We start from the raw sequence: 22,088 nt of genomic DNA on the forward strand, positions 1-22,088 counted from the left end.
AGAAGGCGCAGGGTCGCACCGTTAGTCCGACGCCTTCACCCATAGCCACGACGGCCAAACACAGCAGGAGCGGGACGTGAGCAGCGAAAAGATTCAGCGCGTCGGCATTATCGGCGCCGGACAGATGGGCGCGGGCATCGCGGAGGTCTGCGCCCGGGCACACGTCGATGTGCTCGTGTTCGAACAGACCCGTGAGCTGGCCGCCGCCGGCCGCGCTCGCATCCTGCGGTCGCTGGACCGCGGGGTGTCCAGCGGCAAGATCACCGAGCGCGAGCGGGAGCAGGCGGCCTGGCGGCTGCGCTTCACCTCCGACCTGGGTGATTTCGCCGACCGCCAGCTGGTCGTCGAGGCCGTGCTGGAGAACGAGGAAGTGAAGACCGCGATCTTCGCCGAACTCGACAAGGTCGTCACCGATCCGAACGCGGTGCTGGCCTCCAACACCTCCTCCATCCCGATCATGAAGATCGCCGTCGCCACCAACAACCCGGAGCGGGTGGTCGGCATGCACTTCTTCAACCCGGTGCCGGTGCTGCCGCTCGTCGAGCTCATCACCACCCTCAAGACCTCCGACGCCGTCACCAAGCGCGCCGAGCAGTTCGCCTCCGACATTCTCGGCAAGCAGGTCGTGCGCTCCGCCGACCGCTCCGGCTTCGTGGTCAATGCGCTGCTGGTGCCCTACCTGCTCTCGGCCATTCGCATGGTCGAATCCGGTTTCGCCACCAAGGAAGACGTCGACAAGGCCATGGTGCTGGGCTGTGCCCACCCGATGGGCCCGCTCGCCCTCACCGACCTGGTCGGCCTCGACACCGTGAAGTCCATCGCCGACTCCATGTACGCCGAGTTCAAGGAGCCGCTGTATTCCGCCCCGCCGCTGCTCATGCGCATGGTCGAAGCCGGCCTGCTGGGCAAGAAGACGGGTGCGGGTTTCTACCAGTACAACCGGTAGCGATCGGCACTCGGGTACCGGATTTTCCCGCCCCGTCGGGGCATAAGCTGCAAATAAAGGGTCGGTGTCACCGGCCGACCCGCCCCGGGTTCGACAGAGTCCACCCGGTTTCAGGGCGCAGAACTGTGCGGCGCGCACCCCTCGTGGTGAGCGCCGCACAGGTGACTTAAGGAGGAGTGGCGCGCTCATGGCCAACGTCACCGATGGCTTCGGATCGAGCATCCTGGGCTATCCCCGCATCGGACCGCATCGCGAACTCAAGCGTGCCCTCGAGTCCTATTGGCACGGCACGCTGGACCGGGACGCGCTGCTCGCGGTCGGGCGGGAGATTCAGGAAACTCAGTACCTGGAGCTGGCCGCCACCGGCCTCACGCAGGTCCCGGGCAACACCTTCTCCTTCTACGACCACGTGCTCGACAATGCGCTGCTGTTCGGCGCGGTGCCGAAGCGGTTCGAGCCGTACCGGGAAGGGCTGCACCCCCTCGACTTCTATTTCCTGATGGCGCGCGGCCGGCCCGATCTGCCGCCGCTGGAGCTGGTGCGGTTCTTCAATACCCCGTACCACTACCGGCAGCCCGAACTCGACACCGATACCGAGTTCTCGCTGCATCCGGAGGCGCTGCTCGACGAATTCGATCGCGCCAAGGCCTCCGGCATCGAACTGCGCCCGGTGGTGCTGGGCCCGCTGTCGCTGCTGCTGCTGTCGAAGACCGGGCACGTGCCCGGCGAAACCGAATTCGACAAACTGGTGCTGCTGGACAAGCTGCTGCCCGTCTACGAGGAGCTGTTCGAGATCCTCGCCAAGCGCGGCGCCACCTGTGTGCAGCTGGACGAGCCGTGCTTCACCAGCGACCGCTCGCCGTCCACCCTCGAGCTGTTCGAGAAGACCTACCAGCGGCTGTCGAAGGCGCCGCTGCGCCCGCGCATGCTGGTCACCGGGCAGTACGGCGATTTCGGCGAGGCGCTGGAGATCCTGGCGCGCAGCAATGTCGAGGCCATCGGCCTGGACCTGGCCAGCCACCGGATCCGGCCCGATGATCTGGCCAAGATTCCGGGCATCAAGCGCAAGCGGCTGTACGCGGGCGTCATCAGCGGCACCAATGTGTGGCGCGCCGACCGCTACGTCACCCTCGACTACCTGAATCAGCTCGCCCAGGTCTGCCCCGACATGGTGGTGTCCACCGGGGCGACGCTGCTGCACGTGCCCTACGACCTGCTCGTGGAATACGAGCTCGAGGATCACGTCGCCGACCGCCTGGCCTTCGCCAAACAGAAGGTCCTGGAAGTGGTTTCGCTCGCCAAGGCGCTCACCGAGGGCCCGAACGAGAAGTGGCGCAAGCGTCCCCGCGAGGTGCACTTCAAGCAGAAGCACGCGGTGCGCCAGCGCGTCTACAACGTGACCCCGCAGATGCGCGAGCGCGAACCCTACGAGACGCGAAAGATCGCGCAGCAGGCCCGGCTTCGGCTGCCGCTGGTCCCCGCCACCACGCTGGGCTCGTTCCCGCAGACGGTCGCCGCCCGCCAGGCCCGCTACGACCTCGGCCAGGGCAAACTGTCCCACGACGAGTACCGCAAGCGCATCGAGGCCGAGATCGAAGCGACGATCCGCCTGCAGGAGGACATCGGCCTCGATGTGCTCGTGCACGGTGAGCATGAACGCAACGACATGATCCAGTACTTCGCCGAACTGCTGGACGGCTTCGCCACCACCCATTTCGGCTGGGTGCAGGTGTACGGATCCCGCTGCGTCCGCCCGCCGATCCTCTACGGCGACGTCTCCCGCCCCGAGCCGATGTCGGTGTCCTGGACCACCTATGCCCAGTCGCTCACCGACAAGCCGGTCAAGGGCATGGTCACCGGACCGGTCACCATGCTGGCCCGCTCCTTCGTCCGCCAGGATCAGCCGCTGTATGAAACGGCTGACCAAGTGGCCCTTGCCATTCGGGACGAAGTGGTGGATCTGGAGAAGGCGGGCATCGCCATCATCCAGGTGGACGAGCCGTCCATCCGCGAGCTGCTACCGCTGCGCGCCAAGGGGCGCGCGGAGTACCTGCGGTGGGCCGTCGGCGCGTTCAAGCTGGCCACCTCCGGCGTCAAGGCCGAAACCCAAATCCACACCCACATCGGCTATTCCAGCCGTGAGGATGTGGTCCAGGCCATCGACGAACTCGACTGCGATGTGACCGCCATCGTGGCCACCCGCTCCATCGAATGGGTCCTCAAGGCCCTGACCGACGACTGCGCCGAAGGCCACGGCCTGACCCACGGCGTCGGCCCCGGCGTCTACGAGAGCCGCTCGGCCCGCATCCCGGACATCGACGAGCTGGACGAATTGCTCACGGCCGCAGCGGAAGCCGTCACCCCCGAACGCCTGTGGGCCAATCCGGACGGCGGCCTCAAGACCCGCCACCACTGGCAGCTGGATCCGTCCCTGCGCAATATGGTCGCGGCCGCCCGCCGCGTCCGCCGGCGCGCCGAGTCCTCCGGCGAGTAGCGCTCGGCGCTCCACGACAGAACGGCGGCACGGGATCGAAATTCCGTGCCGCCGTTCTGTGTCATTCGCCGAACCCCTCCACGAGGCAGTCATCGGCGCGCGTTGATAGATCGTGCCGTATAGATTCCACCTGATTGTCTATAATCTATATATGGCCTTGAGTATCAAGCACCCTGAAGCTGACCGGCTCGCGCGGGAGCTGGCTGCTCGAACCGGGGAGACGATCACCGACGCAGTCGTTATTGCACTGCGTGAGCGGCTCGCACGCGAAACGGGTCGCTCTCGTTCCGTACCTCTGCGCAAGGAACTGGCGGCCATTCGTCAGCGATGCGCCGCCCTGCCGGTCATCGACACTCGCAGCGCTGATGAAGTCCTCGGATACGACGAGCATGGCCTGCCCGGCTGATGGTTATCGACACATCGGCGGTCGTCGCCATGTTGAACAACGAGCCCGAGGCCGAACGCTACGAAGTGGCGATCGAGACCGACCCGGTTCGCTTGATGTCCACCGCTACGTATCTCGAGGTATCGATCGTCATCGAAGCCCGCTTCGGCGAACCCGGCGGACGCGAACTGGATCTGTGGCTCCATCGCGCGGGAGTCGAATTGATCGCTGTCCATCCCGAGCATGCTCACCGGGCTCGCATTGCCTACCGGGAATACGGTAAAGGACGTCATCCCGCAGCACTGAACTACGGAGACTGCTTCTCCTATGCTCTGTCCAAGATCAGCAACGAGCCTCTCCTGTTCAAGGGTGACGACTTCCCGCGCACAGATGTCACCGCCGTACAGCTGCCCGACCTCGGCGTCGAAGAACCGGACGAGAACCGCGACTGAATGGCCAGGGGCCGAGCACCTGGAGGGCTGCGGGCACCCCGAGGCGCGTCGTGATCAGTTGTTCAGCGGTAGTCGGCGATGGTCCAGAGGCGAATGGTCTGATCGGCGCTGCCGGTGGCGAGGAGGGTGCCGTCGGGGGTGAAGGCCACGGCGTGGACGGCGGCGGTGTGGCCGGTCAGGGGGTTGCCGATGGGGACGCGAGTTGCCATGTCCCACAGGCGGATTGTGCCGTCGCGGCTGCCGGTTGCCAGCACGCCGCTGTCGGGGGAGAAGGCTACGGCGAGGATGGGTTCGCTGTGGCCGCTCAAGGGGGTGCCGGAGAGTTGGTGGGTTGTCATGTCCCACAGGTGGATTGTGGCGTCGTCGCCGCCGGTGGCGAGCAGGGAGCCATCGGGGGTGAAGGCGAGGGTGCGGATGGAGCCATTGTGGCCGGTCAGGGGGGAGCCGGAGGGCTTGCCGGAGGCGGGATTCCAGAGGCGGGCGGTGGCGTCGGCGCTGCCGGTGGCGAGCAGGGCGCCGTTGGGGTGGAAGGCGAGGGTGCGGACTGCGCCGGAGTGGCCGGCGAGGGCGGGGGTGGCGGGTTGGCGGGTGGCCACGGTCCAGAGTTGGGCGGTGGTGTCCTCGCTGCCGGTGGCGAGAAGAGTGCCATCGGGGCTGAAGGCGACCGATCGGATCATATTGGTGTGGGCGGTGAGCGGGTTGCCGATGGGGGCGTGGGTGGCGAGGTCCCAGAGGCGGGCGGTGCTGTCTTCGCTGGCGGTGGCCAGGAGGGTGCCGTCGGGGTTGAAGGCTACGGCGCGGATCGAATTGGTGTGGCCGGTGAGGGGATCGGAGGTCTGCTCGCCGGTGTGGACGTTCCAGAACTGGGTGGTGTTGTCCTTGCCGCCGACGGCCAGGGTGGCGTCGGGGCTGAAGGCCAGGGCCATGATCTGGGTGCCGAGAGCCAGTTCGGTCGGTGTGGCCGTTGCGGTGCCTCCGCCACTGGAATCGCCCGCGTCCTTGGCGTCGCGGGAGGTGAGGGCGAGGGTGGTGGCGGTGGCGGCGCCCAGCGCGAGGGCGGCCGCGCCGCCGATCAGCAGCCTGCGGCGCGTGATCAACTGTGGCGCAGGGGGTTCCGCCGGCGCCGGCGTGCCTCGCGGGCCGAGAGGGTACGGGGGCGGCGGGCCGGGGCGGCCCGCGTGCGGCGACGGCAGGCCCGTTCGACCCGCCTGCGGCGATCGGACATCCTGTCGGCCGGACGGCGCGGGCGTGAATGGTTGCCCGGCTGCGGGAGTGGCGGATCGGCCGGAGACGGGCGTGAAAGGTTGCCCGGACGCGGGCGCGTACGGATGCCCGGGCGCGGGAGTGACGGGCTGTTCGGGGGTGATGGGCTGTCCGGAGGCCGGGGTGCGGCTCGGTTGGGCGAAGGGGAGATCCGAGCGGCTGGGATACAGCGGGGCGGGTGGTTCGCGGCGGCCGTGGGGGGAGGGCGCGGTTTCGGCCTCGTGGCCGAACCAGACCGGGGAATCCCGGGTTTCGGAGAGTTCGTCCGGGTCTGTTGTGATCGGGAGGCCCGCCACGGTTTCGCCGGAGCGTTCGACGGCGTCGCGGGCGGCGGCGGAGAAGGTGGCGCAGTCCGGATAGCGGGCGGCGGGGTGTTTGGCGAGGACCGTGGCGAGGACGGCGTCCAGGCCGCTGGGGAGGTCGGCGCGGAAGTCGCGGGGGCGTGGGGGTGGGGAGTGCAGGTGGGCGGCGATGACCGCGGCGTCGTCGGAGCGGGGGTAGGGCGGCTCGCCGGTGAGAAGTTTGAAGAGGGTGCAGCCGAGGGAGTAGATGTCGGCGCGGTGGTCGACGGGGCCGCCGCCGAAGCGTTCGGGGGCGGCGTAGGCGAGGGTGGCGCTGACCCGCGAACCGGTTTCGGAGTCCTCCAGGCTGCGGGCGATGCCGAAGTCGCTGACGACGGTGCGCAGCGGGCCGCGGATTCCCTTTTCCACCAGGAGGTTGGCGGGCTTCACGTCGCGGTGGACCACGCCGTAGCCGTGGGCGTGATCGAGGGCCTGGCCGGCGTCGGCGATCATGCGCACGGCTTGTTCGGCGGAGAGGCGGCCCCCTTCGCGGGCGAGCAGGGCGGCTGCATCGCCGCCCTCGACGTACTTCATGGAGATCCAGAGGACGTCGTCGCCGGGGGAGTTGCGGTCGTAGATGGGGACGATATTCGGATGGTCGAGGGCGGTGATGAGGGCCGCTTCGCGTTCGAAGCGGGCGCGGGCCTTGTCGTCCTTGGCGAAGGCGTCGTTCAACACCTTCAAGGCGACCAGTCGGTCCAAACGGGGATGGCGCGCCAGGTACACCACGCCCATGCCCCCGGCACCCAGCTGCCGTTCGATGGCGTAGCCCGCGAACATCGTTCCAGGTTGTAACCGCATCGGGCATCACCTCCCCGCAACCCGTGCGCCGTGACGCAACAGTACGCCGTGACCACTCACGATTCGGTCACGAATGCCCGTTTATCGTCCGGCGCACAGTGTTTCGATAACAGGAGGTAATCATGAACCCGAGCGAAAAAGGTGACCAGCCGCAGGACCCGCAGGGCCCCAAGCCGGGCAATCAGGCCAATGGGGACAAAGGCGACCAGGTGCATCCCGGACCGCCCTGGAAAACCGGGCAGTGACTCGGAAACCGGGCAGTGACTCGTCCGCGAACCGGCGGGGCGGTAGCGGAGTGCTCGGCCATCGAGCGACCGGCGGCTACGCTGCCGCCGTTTGCGCTATCGCCGTACCGCCGTTCGCGGCGTGACTCGGACCGTCGTCGGCCGGATCACGGGTATCAACGCCCTCAGTAACCGTTGCCGCCGCCATTGCCGCCGCCGTAACCGTTGCCGCCGTTGTGATCGCGCTTCCACTCGTCCTTGTAGTGCTTCCAGCAGTAGTCCCAGTCGTAACCACGGCTGTCGCGATCGCAGTAGTAGTGATAGCCCCGGTCATTGTTGTGATTGTCGGCGGAGGCGATCCCCGCGCCCGCCGGGAGCGCGAAGGCCGCGGCGGCCAGAACGACGAGGGTGCGCTTCAGGGTGTTCGACATGTGAATCGGTTCCTATTGCTTTCCGTGTGTCCGGGAGGTGTTTCCCTTGCAAGCAATAGTGCTGGTCGCGGGCTTTTCGTTCCGTATGCCGATACACACGCACAGTGCGTTCGCCCCGACACTTCGATTCAGCCCCGCTGGAACCGCTCCTTCAGCGATTTCCGTTGGCGCGGTTGCGATTTCATGGAATCCGTCGGCGCCTGCACCTCGTACCGCCGGATATAGGCCCCGATGAACGCCTGCCCGCTGGCCGTCACCGGAATGGCCAGCAACGCCCCCGTCGCCCCGAACAGGGCCGCACCCGCCAGCACCGCCCCGAAGGCCACCGCTGGATGCATATCCAAGGTGGTCGCCGTGATCCGCGGTTGCAGCACATAGTTCTCGAACTGCTGATACAGCACGATGAACCCGAGAATCCACAGCGCCGTGCGCGGACTCTGCGCCAGCGCCACCAGCACCGGCAGCGCCCCCGCCAGATAGGTGCCGACCGTCGGAATGAACTGCGAGACCACACCCACCCACAGCGCCAGCGCGAACGCCGACGGAATATCCAGCACCCGCATGGCCGCGTAATGCGCGATGGTCGAGCAGAGCGCCAGCAGCGCACGGGAATACAGATATCCGCCGGTCTTCTCCACCGCGATATCCCAGGCCCGCAGCACATGCTCCTGCCGCTTGGGCGGCAGCACCGAGCAGACCGCATTGCGGAACCGCGGCCCGTCGGCGGCGAAGTAGTAGGTGAACAGCAGCACGCCGAGCCCTTGGAAGAGCACGCCGATGGCGGTGGTGCCGATGCCCCACACATCCCCGGCCAGCCCCACCACATAGGACTCCAGCGTGGAACTGGCCTCGGTGGCCCACTTGGTGATGTCGTCGCCGGACAGCTCGGCGTGGAAGGTCGAATTGATCCAGTTGACGCCGTCCTCGGCGTACTGCGGCGCGTTCTGCACCAGCGCGGTCACCTGATCGACCACCAATTCGCCCATGGTCCAGACGAATCCGACCAGCACCACCAGCACGATCAGGAAGACCGCCCCGGTGGCCGGACCCCGCCGCCAGCCGCGCGCCGCCAGCCAGTTCACCGCCGGTTCGATGGCGAAGGCCAGGAACAGCGAGACCACCAGCACGGTGATCAGTCCCTGCAGCTTCTGCAGTCCCCAGAAGGTGATGACGATGCCCGCCACCGTGACCGCCGCCAGCAGATAGGCCCGCGGCAACCAGGCCGGAATCACCGACGAGAGGGATCTGGGTTCGGGCTGGGCGTCTTCTTCCTCGCGCTCGGACACACTGGCCAAGGTAATAGCGCGGCGGCCCGCCCGGTGGGAGGGCCGCCGCGGTGCGTGTTGCTAGATGGTCGCGGCGTCGATGACGAAGCGGTACCGCACATCGCTGGCGACCACCCGGTCGTACGCCTCGTCGATGCGATCGGCGGAGATGGTCTCGATCTCCGCCCCGATCCCGTGCTCGGCGCAGAAGTTGAGCATCTCCTGGGTCTGCGCGATGCCGCCGATCATGGATCCGGCCAGCGCGCGCCGGTAGCCGGCAATGGTGAAAGGCTTTACCGCGAGCGGATTCTCGGGCAGTCCGAGGATCACCAGCGTGCCGTCCAGGCGCAGCAGCTTCAGATAGTCGTCGATGGGCAGCTCGGCCGACACCGTGTTCAGGATCAGATCGAAATGCCCGCGCAGCTGCCGGAAGGTCTGCCGGTCGCTGGTCGCGTAGTAGTGCTGCGCGCCGAAGCGCTCGCCGTCCTCCTGCTTGCTCAGCGAATGGGACAGCACCGTCACCTCGGCGCCCATGGCCGCGGCGATCTTCACGCCCACGTGCCCGAGCCCGCCCATGCCGATGATGGCGACCTTCTTACCGGGCCCGGCATTCCAGTGCCGCAGCGGGGAGAACAGCGTGATGCCCGCGCACAGCAGCGGGGCGGCCACATCCAGGCCGATGCCCTCGGGGATGCCGACCACGAAGCCCTCGGTCACCACGACCCGGGTGGAGTAGCCGCCCATGGTGTAGCCGCCGGGCTGCACCTCGGGCGGGACCGTCGTGTTGTAGGTCATGGTCGCGCCGGGGATGCAGTACTGCTCCTCCCCGGCCAGGCAGGGTTCGCACGCGCCGCAGGAATCGACCATGCAGCCCACGCCGACCCGATCGCCCACCTTGTGCTTGGTGACCGCGGAGCCGACCGCGGCGACCAGGCCCGCGATCTCGTGGCCGGGCACGCACGGATATTTGGCCCCGCCCCATTCGTCCCGGGCGGTGTGAATATCGGAGTGGCAGATGCCCGCGTACTTCACATCGATCAGCACATCGTGGGGCCCGAGCTCGCGGCGCTCGATGGTGAGCTTCTCGAATCGGCCATCCGGTGCGGAGACGCCATAGGCGGCAGCAGTGCTCATGGACTCCATTGTCGCTCGCGCGCCCGGCGCGGCGCGCCCGGCGTCTGCCGACCGGTCGGCATGCTGAGCCAATGGCGATTCTGCTGGCGCTGGTGTCGATGTGCTCGACGCTCATCGGCGGGCTCGTGGCCGTCCGCATCGGCGAGCGCAAACGCCTGGTCCTCGGCCTGGCCGCCGGGCTCATGCTCGGGGTGGTGGCCTTCGATCTGCTGCCGGAGGCCCTCGAACAGGACACCCGCGTGGCGCTCGGCGTCCCCGTGCCGATCCTGGGCGCGGTGGTCGGCTTCTTCACCGTGCACATCCTGGAGAAGGGGGTGGCGCTGCACAGCGGGCACGAGGACGAATTCGGCGCGCACCACCACGATTTCGCCACCGTCGGCCTGCTGGCCGCCTCGGGCCTGGTGTTCCACAGTTTTCTCGACGGCCTGGGCATCGGCTTCGGCTTCCAGGCCGGGTCGGCGGTCGGCTTCGCGGTGGCGCTGGCGGTGATCAGCCACGACTTCGCCGACGGCTTCAATACCTTCACCATCACCACGCTGTACGGCAATGCCCGCCGCCGCGGCATCATCCTGCTCGTCGCCGATGCCGTCGCCCCGGTGCTCGGCGCCGTTGTGGGCACGCTGGTCAAGGTCCCGGAACAGCTGGTCGGTATGTATCTGGGATACTTCGCCGGATTCCTGCTCTACCTCGCCACCGCCGATATCCTGCCGGAAGCGCACGCGGGCAAGCCGTCCACATGGCCGCTGCTGTGCACCCTGGCAGGCGTGTGTTTCATGCTCGCAGTGACCGCACTCAGCCACTGAAACTGGTACACCAGTAGGTACAGACACGCCCACGACCGACGGGCGAACGCAGTCGGGAGGGTTCATGTACGGCCGCATCCTCGCACTCCTGCTCACCGCCGTCGTCGCGGTGACCGCCTTCCTCGGCTACCGCGGCGATCTCACCGGCTGGCCGTTCCGCGAGGACACCGTCACCGCCACCCTGATCGGCCCGCCGCTACCGCCCCTGGACACCGAACTCGTCTCCGGCGTGGTCGAACCCGCGCTGGTCAATATCACCGCCGGCATCCGCCCCTACGGTCTGGGCGCGGCCGGTTCGGGCATCGTCCTCACCGCCGAGGGGCAGGTGCTCACCAGTCATCACGTCATCAAGGGCGCGGACACCGTGACCGTGTCGGATGTCCGCACCGGCGCCACCCGGCAGGCCGTGGTGCTCGGCTACGACTCCGGCGCGGATATCGCGCTCATCGAATTGTCCGGGGCGGACGGCCTTCCCATCGCCCGCATCGGCAGTTCCGCACCGCTGCGGCTCGGCGATCAGGTGCTGGCCATCGGCAATGCCGGGGGCACCGGCACGCCCACCGCGGTCGGCGGCGCGATCACCGGATTGAACAGCGATATCGTGGCCCGCAATTCGGCCGATTTGAGCCGGAAGACCTTGCACGGCTTGATCGAAGTCGCCGCCCCGGTCAGCGCCGGGCAATCCGGCGGGGCGCTGGTGGACCGGTACGGGGCCATCGTGGGCGTGGTCACCGCCGCCTCGGGGGAGTTGTCGAAGGCATTGGGCAACGGCCCCAACGGATATGCGGTGCCGATCGACGCCGCCATGGAGGTGGTGCACCAGATCCGTTCCGGCACACCCACCGACACCGTGCACGTGGGTCCCACCGCGACCCTCGGCATCGTGACCTCCGATGCGGAGCAGCCCGCCGGCGCACGCATCGATGTCGCCGTCTACGGACAGCCCGCGTATGCGGCCGGGCTCGTCGAGGGCGAGGTGATCACCGCCCTCGACGGCCGCGAGATCCGCACCGCCCAGAATTTGAAGGCCGCGCTCAACCTGCGCAAACCAGATGACGTGGTGGAGTTGCAGATTGCCGTGCCTGGCGGCGGCCGCCGCACGGTGAGCGTGACGCTCACCGTGGGCCCGCCGAACTAGAAGGCGGTGACCGCCGGCATGGCCAGCGACCGCCAGTGATCCTGGAACTGGATGTACACGATGAGAATGACCACCGCGTAGTACACGGCGACCACGGTCCACCGCCACTCCACCACGATCTGCAGGAAGCCGCGCGACTTACCCCACAACTGCCCGGTCACTATGGCCAGCAGCGGCGGCACCACCGCCCACACCACCATGCACCACGGGCACAGCGCGCGGATATTGAAGACCGCCTCGTAGATCAGCCAGCAGATGAACGCCACACCCAGTAGCAGGCCGAACCACAGCCCGCCCCAGATCCAGCGCGGGAAAGCGATGCCCGCCACCGCGAGCACCCCGAGCGTCACCACCACCGAGAACCCGACCACGCCGATGATCGGATTCGGGAAACCGAACGCGTTCGCCTGATCCGACTGCATGACCGTCGTGCACGCGACCACCTGGTCGATATTGCACAGCGGCTGGAAACCCGGATCGGTGAAGAGCTTGAACTTGTCGACCAGGAGCGTCACCGACGCGCCCCAGCCGATCAATCCGCCCAGCAGCAACGGCCAGGCGGATCGAGGCGGAGCCGCGATCATCACTTGGCCGCGGCCTCGATGACCGATTTCAGGCCATCCGGGCTCATCAGCGACTTGCTGTCCTGCACCTGCTCGCCATTGACGTACACCGACGGGGTGGACTTGATGCCGGTGTCGAAGACCGCCTTGGTCTCGTCCTTCACATAGGCGACGTAGGTCTGGTCCTTGATGCCCTGCGCCACCGACGGATCGGTGTAGCCGGCCTCGGTGGCGATGGCGATGAGCTGATCGTCGGTCATGCCCGAACCGCCCTCCTCGGGCTGCTTGTCGAACATGAGCGACAGCCAGTTCTGGAACTTGGCCGGATCATTGGCGGCCACCACGTAGGCGGCATTGGCCGCGCGGGTGGAGAACATATTGTTGCCCGAGGCCCGGTCCAGGAACGAGATGATGTTGTACTCGACCTTGGCGGTGCCCTTGGCGACCGCGTCCTCGAGGGCCTTGGAGTTGGCCTGCTCGAACATCTTGCAGGCGGGGCACTGCATATCGGCCACGACCTGCACCCGCACCTTGGCGTCGGACTTGCCGACGACGATGGCCCCGCCCTCGGTGACATTCGCCGGCTTCGCGGCGGAGCTCGAGACGACCGGCGCGAAGGCCCCCGATGCGTCCTTGCTGTCGGACTTGCGCATGGCCAGACCGATGCCGATCGCAGCGACGAGGCCGACCAGTACGGCGGCCACGCCCACCTGAATGAAGATCTTTCGATTGCGATCGGCCCGCGCCGCCTTCGCGAGCGGATTCTTGCGATCACCCGGCTTGCTGCTCACCTGTGCGCTCACCACGCCTTTCGTCGTCACGAATCGTGCGGGCCCCATCTTCGCCCGTGAACCTGAGAGATTCCTTTTGAAGCAGGTCTGGGGAGCGGCGCGGTGCGGCCCGGATCACGCCGAGGCCAGCCGCGCCTTCTGCTCTTCCACATCGAAATTCGCGGGCGGCCAGTCCAGCTTCAACCCTTGCAGGGCGTCGATCAGCAGTTCGGTGACGGCCAGCCGCGAGTACCACTTGTGATCGCAGGGCAGCACATGCCAGGGCGCGTACTCGGTGCTGGTGCGATCCAGGACAGCTTGGTACGCATCCTGATACGCGGGCCAGTAGGCGCGCTCATCGATATCGTTCGGATTGAATTTCCAGTATTTGTCGGTGCGCTCCAGCCGCTCCATGAGCCGGCGCTTCTGCTCCTCGAGCGAGACGAACATGGCCACCTTCACCACGGTCGTGCCGCTGTCCACCAGCTTGGCCTCGAACTTGTTGATCTCGTCGTAGCGCTTCTCCCACACCTCGGGCGCCACCAGATCGTGCACCCGCACCACCAGCACGTCCTCGTAGTGTGAGCGGTCGAACACGCCGATCTGCCCGGCGCGCGGCAGCTGCCGGCGAATGCGCCACAGGAAGTGATGCTTCTTCTCCTCGGCGGTGGGCACGCCGAAGGCCGCGTGGTCCACGCCCTGCGGATCGACCGAACCGATCACGTGCCGGACGATGCCGCCCTTGCCCGCGGTGTCCATGCCCTGCAGCACCAGCAGCACATTGCGGGTGTCGCCGGAACGGCCGTTGGCGTAGAGCTTCTCCTGCAGATCCGACAGCAGCAGCGAGCGTTCGGCGAGCAGCTGCTCACCGGCGCGCTTGTCGCCCTGGAAACCCGGTGTGGCGGAGGTGTCGAGATCGCGCACCTTCACACCGTCGGCCTGCAGGACGGTGGTGACCGGTTTCGACCAGGACGGAGTCTTCGAGGTGTGCTCGGACTTCGCCGCCTTCTCGGACTTCGGCGCCTTCTCCGACTTCAGCGCCTTGTCGGACTTCGAGGCCTTCCCGGACTTCGCCGCTTTCCCGGATTTCGCTGCCTTCTTCTTTGAAGCTTTAGCCATCCCACATGGTTAACACGGGGTGTCCGATCGTGCAGGCAAGCGCGCCGAAAAGTTCAGCCGCGCGCAACCTTGCTCAGATCCGCGCCAGATACATGAGCTGTTCGGCCAGTTCGGCATCGGTGACCGGGGTGAGCGTCAGATCCGTGGCGGTGGTGAGCAGGTAGCGGCCGTCGCCGGAGAAATCCAGCCAGGTGCGGTGCCGGGTCGGCGGGGACAGCGGATTCGCGGGTTCCACGGTGACGGTGATGAATCCGCGCCCGTCCACCGGTTCCCGTAATTTGCGGCGGAATCGTTCGCCCTCGTCCACGGCCGGTGCGGGACCCAGCACGGTCTGCTGCGATTCACGCATGACGTCCAGCCGCCCCGCCGGCGCCGACCCGATGATCTCCACCAGTTCCTGCCCGAGCTGCTCGGCCGGGCACATCAGCACGGTCACGGTCTCCGGCAGCGAGACCAGAATGCCCGCTCGCTGCTGAGCCACCGCCGCGAAGGCGAGAATCCGGCGCGGATCCGGTCCGCTGGTGCGTTCGCCGTACAGCGTGACGGTGGTGGTGTCGGTGCGGGCGCAGAGCATGAGCGCCGCCGTCAGCTCCGGATCGATGCGGCGCAGCAGGTGATTGCGCAATCGCGGTGCGCCGGCGCTGTTCTCGGCCGGGAGCGGCAGCGTGTCGAGCGGGTAGGGGCGGCGCTCCAGATCGGTTTCGCGGGTCCAGACCAGGGCGAACTCATCCGGGGTCAGCATCCATTTCACGTGGCCGACCCCCCTTTCTGCGGTACGACCTCGGTCCCGTTCGCGACCCTACCCGAGGGGATTCGCGGTGGGGACCGGTCCGTCAACGCCCCTTACTGTGATGTAGCGCACGTCGATTGCTCTCATGCACCGAGCCCCCGCCGGGACGTGATCGGCGGGGGCTCGGGTCCGTGCGGTGGTGCGAATCAGACGGTGGTGACCTCGATGGTCATGTCCGCCTTGCGAAGTCGGTCGGTCAGGGCGTCGCCCATGGCCGAGGCGGGGGTGAGGATGCCCGCGATCTCGGGGAGCTTGTCGAAGGCCAGCGCCAGACCGGACTGGCCGAGCAGAACCGAGGTGGCCTGATAGCCCGGATCGCCCTGGGCGGCGAAGGTGCACAGGTACTTCGCGCCCGAGGTGGTGTGGGCGAAGGTGCGCATGGTGAACCAGCCACTGCGGCGGGCCTTTTCGTCCGGGCCGGTGCCGGGCTTGGGAACCACGCGGTCGAGCAGCTTGCGGCCGAAGCCGACTCGGGACAGGACCGCGCCGGCCGCCATGGTCGCCACGATGCCGCCGCTGATACCGGCCGCCACCAGCGGGGCCGCGGGGGAGGATCCGGCCGACATGACCTCGCGGTAGCGGAAGTTCTTGCCGTACGGCCAGCCCAGCAGCCCATTGGTGCGGCGCACGATCTTGGTGTTGTGCGCGGCCATGACGAAGGTCGCCACCCAGCCGCGCAGGCTCGGATCGATGTTCTCGGCGCGTTCCAGGGCCTGATCGGTCTGGCGGCCCACATCCGGATCCATGGTCTTGTCCGGGCTCAGCGAGTACGGATGCGACATGATCGACGCCTTCTTCGGGTCGGCCGCAATGGCTTCCATCATGGCGCGACCGGAATCGATGGTGCCGCCGCTGGCGCCGCCCTTCAGGGCGGCCACCAGGGTGGTGTCGGTGAGCTCGCCGGCATTGTCCGCGACACTGCGCTTGTACAGCTCGTACACGCTCAGATCCGACGGAATCGAGTCGTAGCCACAGGAATTCACGATCTTCGCGCCGGTCTCGGCGGCCTTGTCGCCGAACCGGTCGATACAGTCGCGAACGAACAGCGGCTCACCGGTCAGATCGGCGTAGTGGGTGCCGTTCTCGGCGCAGGCCTGCACCAGCGGCAGACCGTAGCGCAGGTAGGGGCCGACGGTGGTGACGACGACCTTGGTGCGCGCCGCGAGGGCGTCCAAGCTGGCCTGATCATTGGAATTGGCCTGTACCAGCTGCCATTCCGCGGCCGCCGGCCCGAGTTCGTCGCGCACGGCGGCGAGTTTCTGCGGCGACCGGCCGGCCAGGGCGATGCGCGCCCCCGCGGGGGCGGCCTCCCGCAGATATTCCGCGGTCAGCTTGCCGACGAAACCGGTCGCGCCGAATAGCACGATGTCGAATTCGCGTTCTGCCATGATGTTCCGTCCGTTGGTGGGGCTACGCCTTCGCGGCGCGCTTCTTGGTCTTCTTGGCGGGCGCGGTGGTGGGGGCGGCGGCCGGGCGGCCGGCCAGCCATTCGTGATGGGCGATACCGAGTTCGGTGACCGGATCGTCGCCGTAGAGCCATTCGCGGGCGATGCGATGCCAGTTGCCGGTGGCCTCGAGCTGGCCGAGCATGCCGAAGGTCAGGAAGTCGGCACGGCGCGAGAACAGGTGTTCCGGCGGCAGATTCTGCTGCTTCATCCCCGCGAACTCGCTCGCTCGCGGGTCCACCGCCAGCACGAACGCGCCCGAGGCCAGCTCGGGGGTGATGGTGAGTTCCTCGTCCACCAACGCCCATTCACAGGCCGCCAGTACATATTCGAGGCACTCCTCCGGCGTGATCTCCTCCGGCGATTCGATGATCCCGCGTTCGACCATGAGATTGCGCAGGTCTTCGGCCCGCTCCTCGGCGGCCGCGCGAATGCAGATGGCCTCGAACTGCACGTGTTCGGGATCCATCCGGTTGTAGAGCCCGAAATCCAGGAACGCCACCCGCCCGTCCGGCCCGAGCAGCAGATTGCCCGGATGCGGATCACCGCAGAATTCATTGAAGGTGAACAGCGAACCCACATAGAACCGGTAGATGATCTCGCCGATCCGATTGCGTTCCGCGGCGGGCAGTTCCCGGATCTCCTCGAACCCCTTGCCCGCGAAGTACTCGCTCACCAGCACTCGCGTGGTGGACAGCTCCGGCATGGTGCTCGGCACGAAGATGAACGGATGCCCGGTGAACAGTTCGGCGATCTGCTTCTGGGTGGTCGCCTCGGCGACGTAGTCGAGTTCGCTCTCCAGATTCAGCCGCAGCTCGTCCAGCACCGCGGGCGTCACCCACGGCATGGCCTGCTGCAGGATGCGCCGGAACATGGCCAGGTTCTTGAGATCCGCGCGCACCGCCGCGTCGATGCCCGGGTACTGCACCTTGACCGCGACCTCCCGGCCGTCGTGCAGCGTCGCCTTGTAGACCTGCCCGATGGAGGCGGCCGCAATGGGTTCGGGATCGAATTCCGCGAACACTTCCTTGATGGGTTTGCCGTAGTCCTCTTCGATCACGGCCTGCATGACCTCGAACGACACCGACGGCGCACTGTCGCGCAACACCGCCAGCCGCCGCTGGAACCGCTCCCGATGCTGCGGCGGCACCAGATCCAGATCCAGCACCGACAGCATCTGCCCGAGCTTCATGGCGACGCCCTTCATGGTGCCCAGCACCATGACCATCTGCTCGGTCGCCCGGATCATGGATTCCTCGGCCATGCGCGCCCGCACCGCCTCCGACCGTCCCCGCATGGAACGCCGGGTGCGCTGCGCGCGTATGGCATTGCCGGCCACGGCCATTCCCAGCTTCGTCCCCCGCGCGAGCCTGGATGTGGGCAGCTCTTTCGCCATCAGTGACCCTCCATAGGAGCCGGCGCCCCCTTCGGAGCCGGCGCGGCGGATCACCCCGGTGTGCCCGCCTCGGTTCAGCCTAACCACACAGCGATCTTCGAGCCCAGCGTCGAATCGGCCAGGCTTTCCGGAGCCCGGCTCAGTCCACGTTCTCCGGATCCGGCAGCACGTGCTGCCGGGAGTTGAACCACACGCGATCTCCGCCCGCGCGCACCATGCCCTCGATGGCGCTCCACGCCATCATGGTCAGGTAGTCGAGCATCTCCTCGCTGGACATGGTGCGGTTGGTGATCCACCAGTCCGTCGCCAGCTGCACGCCGCCGACCAGCACGTAGGCCCACAGCATGGCGCCTTCGGTCTGCACCTTGCGGTCGAAGGCCTTGTCGATGATGACGGCCGACACCACCTGCGCGAAGAGCTTCTCGAAATCGGCGAGGGTGGAGGTGTCGGTGGACGCGCCGTTGCCCATGATGAAGCGGTAGACGTCGGTATCGGCGTCCACGGTGTGCACGTACGCGGCGAGCGTATTGCGCACCAGCTGGTATTCGTCGAGATCGTCGCTGATGGCCTCGTAGATGCGCGGCATCAGCGTGGTCTCGATGAACCGCTCCATGGTGGCGCGGGTGAGATCCTGCTTATCGGAGAAATACCGGTACAGCACGGTTTTCGAGACGCCGATCTCGGCGGCGATCTCGTCCATGCCCACATCCCCGCCGCGCTTGCGGATGGCGGCGAGGGTGCCGTCCACCAATTCCTCGCGACGATCGATCTTGTGCTGCTGCCAGCGCCGCTTGCGGCCGTCCACCCGGCCCGCCGTGCGGGTGCTGCCGGCGGCGTCGAGGGCGGCGCTCACGGTGCCCTTGGTGCTCACGCTTCCGTACCTCCTGCGAACCCTGCGCGGCTATCGGTGTCGACGACTGTTCGGTTAGACAGCGTGGGCTCCTTGTTCGCGTGTTGTGCTGGGCCTATTCAGCTTAAGCCTCGCATGCTCGGGTACGCCGTTGTTCGGGACCGGCCCGGTAAGAGGGAGTAGGTCACAGCAAGCAGCAGAATGGAACATATGGAGCAACCTGCCGGCAGCGCCGGGGTACTCGAGAAGAGCGGGCGAGCGCCGAAGCCGACCGCCCCGCCGGGCGGAGCATTCGCCGACCTCATGGACGAGGAGGGCAAGAAGCGCGAACTCTGGCGCATGAAGGCGATCGCCACCGGATTCCTGCTGGTGGCGACGGTGATCTACCTGTTCTGCCGCTGGACCGAATCACGCGGCGCCGGCGGGGAATGGGTGGGTTATGTGCGGGCCGCGTCGGAGGCGGGCATGGTCGGCGCGCTGGCCGACTGGTTCGCCGTGACGGCGCTGTTCCGGCATCCGCTGGGCCTGCCCATCCCGCACACCGCCATCATCCGCAAGAAGAAGGATCAGCTCGGCGCGGGCCTCGGCGATTTCGTGCGGACCAATTTCCTGTCCCCCGACGCCGTCGCGGAGAAGGTGAATTCCGCGCAGATCTCGTTGCGGCTGGGCCGCTGGATGGCCGATCCCGAGCACGCCGCGCGGGTCTCGGACGAGAGCGCGACCATTCTGCGCGCGGTCGTCGGCGTGTTGCGCGACGAGGACGTCGAGCAGATCATCGACCAGACCATCGTCAAACGCATTGCCGAACCGCTGTGGGGCCCGCCCATCGGCAAGGTGCTCGACGAGCTCATCTCCGAGAACCGGCAGGCTCCGCTGCTGGATCTGCTGGCCGAGCGCGCCCACCAGTGGGCCCTCGACTCGCAGGAGACCATCGACCGCATCGTGAATCGCGACGCCCCGGGCTGGGCGCCGAAATTCGTGAACTCGCTGCTGGCCGAGCGGATTTATCGGGAACTGGTGGAATTCACCTGGAAGGTGCGCACCCAGCCCGATCACGAGGTGCGGCTGGCGGCCAATCGGTTCCTCGAGGATTTCGCGCGCGATCTGCAATTCGACGACGCCATGATCAAGAAGGCGGAGCGGATCAAATCCGAGCTGATGGGCCGCGAGGAGATCACCGGCCTGGCGCACGCGACCTGGCGCGCGGCCAAGCGGATGATCCTGGAATCGGCCGAGGACCCCAATTCCACGCTGCGCCGCAAGGTGCAGGAGAACGTGCAGACCCTCGGCGAGCGGCTCTCGACAGATCCGGAGATGCGCGACAAGGTGGACGGGTGGCTGGAGCGCGGCGTCCGGTATCTGGTCGCCAACTACGGCGACGAGTTCGCGACGCTGGTCAGCGATACGGTTGCTCGCTGGGACGGCGAGGAGGCCAGCCGCAAGATCGAATTGGCGGCGGGCAAGGATCTGCAATTCATTCGCATCAACGGCACGGTGGTCGGCTCGCTCGCGGGCCTGGCCATTTATACGGTTTCCCATTTGCTCTTCAATGGCTGATCGTTTGTCCAACAATGGCCGCCGACGTGGCCGCCGGGCGTTTGCCCATCAGGTGCTAGCAGACTGCTTGCAAGAGCTAGCACCCCGCTCTAGAATTGACCGTACAACCGCCGGAAGGTGAGTGATGAAACACGATCCCGAGGTTCCCGAACCGGCCGACGGCGACAAGGCGGAGACGTCCGCCGACGCCGAAGACCTGACGGGCCGCGTCGCCAGCGCGGCACACGACATCGGGGGCTTCATCCGGGCGCAACGCGAGGCCGCCCAGGTCTCCTTGCGTCAGCTCGCACAGCTGGCGGGGGTGAGCAATCCGTACCTGAGTCAGATCGAGCGCGGACTGCGAAACCCGTCCGCCGAGGTGCTCGCGCAGATCGCGAAGGGTCTGCGGGTGTCCTCGGAGGTCTTGTACATGCGGGCCGGGTACCTCGAACAGAGGCCGCACGGCCCGGTCCGGGACGCGCTGCTGGCCGATGCGCATCTGACCGAACGCCAGAAACAGGTGCTCCTGGACATCTACGAATCGTTCCGCCGGGAGAACCAGGCGAACGAGGACCGAGGGGACGCGACGGACCCGAAGGGGGGCGTCCCAGGGGGAATCGGGGGCAGCACTGCCCCCAGGGACAACGAGGTTCCGCACCAAACCGAAGTTCCGCCACGCCAGGAGAACGAACCATGACCGAACCGAAGATCAGCACCGCCACCGTGACCAAGCCGCTCTACGCCGGCATCGGCGCCGGTGACGCCATCTACGCCTCCTTCCTCGACATTGTCGAGAAGCTGCGCACCCGCGCCCAGTCCGCCGATGTGAGCGGCCGCGTCGAAGAGGCCCGCGAGCGTTTCGCCAACCTGCCGGCCGACGTCCAGGAGCAGGTCGAGGTCATCCGCCAGCGCGTCGCCGCGCTGCCGTCCGAACTGCCCGAGGACCTGGCCGAGCTGCGCGAGAAGGCCACCCCCGAGGAGCTGCGCCGGCTGGTCGACCAGTACTACCACTCGCTGCTCGACCTCTACGCCGATCTCGCCGCCCGCGGTGAGGAGACCGTCGAGAAGCTGCGCGCCAACCCGACCTTCGAGGAGCGCTTCGAGCAGGTCGAGTCCCTCTACAAGGACCTGGTCGCGCAGACCCAGGACGTCGTGGAGAAGGTCTCCGACCAGGTCGCCCCGCTGCTGGGCCGCCCGGCCAAGGAAGAGGCCGAGGAGGAGACCGTGGAGGCCGAGGTCGTCGGCGTGACCACCGAGGCCGAGCCCGCCGCGCCGGCCCCGGCCGCCAAGAAGGCCGCCCCGGCCAAGAAGGCGCCCGCCAAGAAGGCCCCGGCCAAGAAGGCCGCGCCCGCCGCCAAGAAGTAATCCGGCTCGGGCACGAAAGTTGCTGCGGCCCTCGCGCATTCCGTGTGCGAGGGCCGCGGTCGTGTGCGGGGGGCGCGCGCCGCTCGCGTTTTCAGCGGGTGACCGGCGCGCCGCCCGCATATGATGGATCGGGTGATGGGAATTCCCGGAATCATTCTGACCGTGATTCAGCTCGGCGCGATCGCCATGACGGTGTTCGCGCTGATTCATGCCATCCGGCAGCGTCCGGACGCCTTCACCGCCGTCGACAAGCTGAGCAAGCCGATCTGGATCGCCATTCTGGCGGCCGCGCTGGGTGGTTTGCTGCTGGCCCGGACCCCGGTCGGGTTGCTGGGCATCGCGGCCATTGTCGCGACCGGCGTATACCTGGCCGATGTGCGTCCCAAGGTGGATGAGATTCAGCGCGGTCCGCGCTGGTAGCGCCTACGACTCGGGCCGTCGCACCCCATGTCGGGTGCGGCGGCCTTTTTGCTTTTCGGAGGGGGGTGCGGGAGCCGGGCCCCGACACGCCCTTTTGGTGCTAGCTCTAGCTAGCGCACCCGTAGGTGGGTTACTGTATCTGTCAGTAACACAAAGG

The 22,088-nt window shown here is 67.3% G+C and carries 22 protein-coding genes; 11 read left to right on the plus strand and 11 right to left on the minus strand.

Going from position 1 to position 22,088, the window contains the following annotated elements:
• Positions 1-76: 76 nt before the first annotated feature.
• The 4 genes from ACFVIV_RS26940 to ACFVIV_RS26955 all read left to right on the plus strand — a co-directional run bounded on the left by ACFVIV_RS26940 (position 77) and on the right by ACFVIV_RS26955 (position 4,277).
• Complete coding sequence (locus ACFVIV_RS26940; protein WP_379200929.1) at positions 77-946, plus strand: 3-hydroxybutyryl-CoA dehydrogenase; 870 nt, start codon at positions 77-79, stop codon at positions 944-946.
• A 187-nt stretch (positions 947-1,133) separates the two neighbouring features.
• Positions 1,134-3,440, plus strand: coding sequence for a 5-methyltetrahydropteroyltriglutamate--homocysteine S-methyltransferase (metE, locus tag ACFVIV_RS26945; protein WP_379200931.1), 2,307 nt, complete (start codon positions 1,134-1,136; stop codon positions 3,438-3,440).
• 151 nt (positions 3,441-3,591) lie between these two features.
• On the plus strand, positions 3,592-3,846 hold the full coding sequence (locus ACFVIV_RS26950) for a type II toxin-antitoxin system VapB family antitoxin (RefSeq protein WP_379200933.1): 255 nt from the start codon (positions 3,592-3,594) through the stop codon (positions 3,844-3,846).
• Positions 3,846-4,277 (plus strand): type II toxin-antitoxin system VapC family toxin, encoded by a 432-nt coding sequence (locus tag ACFVIV_RS26955; protein WP_379200935.1) that lies wholly within the window; start codon positions 3,846-3,848, stop codon positions 4,275-4,277. The genes ACFVIV_RS26950 and ACFVIV_RS26955 overlap by 1 nt, the downstream gene beginning before the upstream one ends.
• Before the next feature lie 62 nt (positions 4,278-4,339).
• Here the strand turns inward: ACFVIV_RS26955 and ACFVIV_RS26960 are convergent, their stop codons facing one another.
• Positions 4,340-6,682 (minus strand): protein kinase, encoded by a 2,343-nt coding sequence (locus ACFVIV_RS26960; protein WP_379200937.1) that lies wholly within the window; start codon positions 6,680-6,682, stop codon positions 4,340-4,342.
• A gap of 122 nt (positions 6,683-6,804) precedes the next feature.
• Between ACFVIV_RS26960 and ACFVIV_RS26965 the strand changes: the two genes are divergently transcribed.
• The gene (locus tag ACFVIV_RS26965) at positions 6,805-6,927 is read left to right on the plus strand and encodes a hypothetical protein (RefSeq protein ID WP_379200939.1); all 123 of its coding nucleotides are present in this window, start codon (positions 6,805-6,807) and stop codon (positions 6,925-6,927) included.
• 164 nt (positions 6,928-7,091) lie between these two features.
• Here ACFVIV_RS26965 and ACFVIV_RS26970 read toward each other — a convergent pair whose 3' ends face one another.
• The 3 genes from ACFVIV_RS26970 to ACFVIV_RS26980 all read right to left on the minus strand — a co-directional run bounded on the left by ACFVIV_RS26970 (position 7,092) and on the right by ACFVIV_RS26980 (position 9,736).
• Positions 7,092-7,337, minus strand: a complete 246-nt coding sequence (locus tag ACFVIV_RS26970; RefSeq protein WP_379200941.1) for a hypothetical protein — start codon at positions 7,335-7,337, stop codon at positions 7,092-7,094.
• Between the two features lie 128 nt (positions 7,338-7,465).
• Positions 7,466-8,623 (minus strand): AI-2E family transporter, encoded by a 1,158-nt coding sequence (locus tag ACFVIV_RS26975; protein WP_379200943.1) that lies wholly within the window; start codon positions 8,621-8,623, stop codon positions 7,466-7,468.
• Between the two features lie 60 nt (positions 8,624-8,683).
• Complete coding sequence (locus ACFVIV_RS26980; RefSeq protein WP_379200945.1) at positions 8,684-9,736, minus strand: NAD(P)-dependent alcohol dehydrogenase; 1,053 nt, start codon at positions 9,734-9,736, stop codon at positions 8,684-8,686.
• A gap of 71 nt (positions 9,737-9,807) precedes the next feature.
• Here ACFVIV_RS26980 and ACFVIV_RS26985 point away from each other — a divergent pair, with 71 nt between their 5' ends.
• Complete coding sequence (locus ACFVIV_RS26985; RefSeq protein WP_379200947.1) at positions 9,808-10,539, plus strand: ZIP family metal transporter; 732 nt, start codon at positions 9,808-9,810, stop codon at positions 10,537-10,539.
• A 64-nt stretch (positions 10,540-10,603) separates the two neighbouring features.
• Entirely contained in the window at positions 10,604-11,677 is a 1,074-nt protein-coding gene (locus tag ACFVIV_RS26990; RefSeq protein ID WP_379200949.1) for a S1C family serine protease, read from the plus strand.
• Here the strand turns inward: ACFVIV_RS26990 and ACFVIV_RS26995 are convergent.
• From ACFVIV_RS26995 to ACFVIV_RS27025, 7 genes are all read right to left on the minus strand, one after another.
• Entirely contained in the window at positions 11,674-12,261 is a 588-nt protein-coding gene (locus ACFVIV_RS26995) for a vitamin K epoxide reductase family protein (RefSeq protein WP_379201083.1), read from the minus strand. The genes ACFVIV_RS26990 and ACFVIV_RS26995 overlap by 4 nt on opposite strands.
• Positions 12,261-13,061, minus strand: a complete 801-nt coding sequence (locus ACFVIV_RS27000; RefSeq protein WP_379200951.1) for a DsbA family protein — start codon at positions 13,059-13,061, stop codon at positions 12,261-12,263. Before ACFVIV_RS27000 ends, ACFVIV_RS26995 begins: the two co-directional genes overlap by 1 nt.
• Positions 13,062-13,145: 84 nt before the next feature.
• Positions 13,146-14,129 carry a polyphosphate kinase 2 family protein gene (locus ACFVIV_RS27005; protein WP_379200953.1) on the minus strand — a complete coding sequence of 328 codons (984 nt, stop codon included), beginning with the start codon at positions 14,127-14,129 and terminating at the stop codon, positions 13,146-13,148.
• 73 nt (positions 14,130-14,202) lie between these two features.
• Complete coding sequence (locus ACFVIV_RS27010) at positions 14,203-14,871, minus strand: ESX secretion-associated protein EspG (RefSeq protein ID WP_379201085.1); 669 nt, start codon at positions 14,869-14,871, stop codon at positions 14,203-14,205.
• A gap of 194 nt (positions 14,872-15,065) precedes the next feature.
• Positions 15,066-16,307 (minus strand): saccharopine dehydrogenase family protein, encoded by a 1,242-nt coding sequence (locus tag ACFVIV_RS27015; protein ID WP_379200954.1) that lies wholly within the window; start codon positions 16,305-16,307, stop codon positions 15,066-15,068.
• Positions 16,308-16,329: 22 nt separating this feature from the next.
• Entirely contained in the window at positions 16,330-17,760 is a 1,431-nt protein-coding gene (locus ACFVIV_RS27020) for an ABC1 kinase family protein (protein ID WP_379200956.1), read from the minus strand.
• Between the two features lie 139 nt (positions 17,761-17,899).
• On the minus strand, positions 17,900-18,631 hold the full coding sequence (locus ACFVIV_RS27025) for a TetR/AcrR family transcriptional regulator (protein ID WP_379200958.1): 732 nt from the start codon (positions 18,629-18,631) through the stop codon (positions 17,900-17,902).
• Positions 18,632-18,820: 189 nt separating this feature from the next.
• Here ACFVIV_RS27025 and ACFVIV_RS27030 point away from each other — a divergent pair, with 189 nt between their 5' ends.
• The 4 genes from ACFVIV_RS27030 (at position 18,821) to ACFVIV_RS27045 (ending at position 21,931) form a co-directional block, all read left to right on the plus strand.
• Positions 18,821-20,167 (plus strand): DUF445 domain-containing protein, encoded by a 1,347-nt coding sequence (locus ACFVIV_RS27030; RefSeq protein ID WP_379200960.1) that lies wholly within the window; start codon positions 18,821-18,823, stop codon positions 20,165-20,167.
• A 124-nt stretch (positions 20,168-20,291) separates the two neighbouring features.
• Positions 20,292-20,843, plus strand: coding sequence for a helix-turn-helix domain-containing protein (locus ACFVIV_RS27035; protein WP_379200962.1), 552 nt, complete (start codon positions 20,292-20,294; stop codon positions 20,841-20,843).
• Positions 20,840-21,511, plus strand: a complete 672-nt coding sequence (locus ACFVIV_RS27040) for a heparin-binding hemagglutinin (RefSeq protein WP_379200964.1) — start codon at positions 20,840-20,842, stop codon at positions 21,509-21,511. The genes ACFVIV_RS27035 and ACFVIV_RS27040 overlap by 4 nt, the downstream gene beginning before the upstream one ends.
• A 123-nt stretch (positions 21,512-21,634) precedes the next feature.
• A complete protein-coding gene (locus tag ACFVIV_RS27045) occupies positions 21,635-21,931 on the plus strand; it encodes a DUF2516 family protein (RefSeq protein ID WP_379201087.1) in 297 nt (98 codons plus the stop codon).
• The last annotated feature ends 157 nt before the right edge of the window (positions 21,932-22,088 follow it).

This window comes from Nocardia sp. NPDC127526 (assembly GCF_042672265.1).
Lineage (GTDB): Bacteria > Actinomycetota > Actinomycetes > Mycobacteriales > Mycobacteriaceae > Nocardia.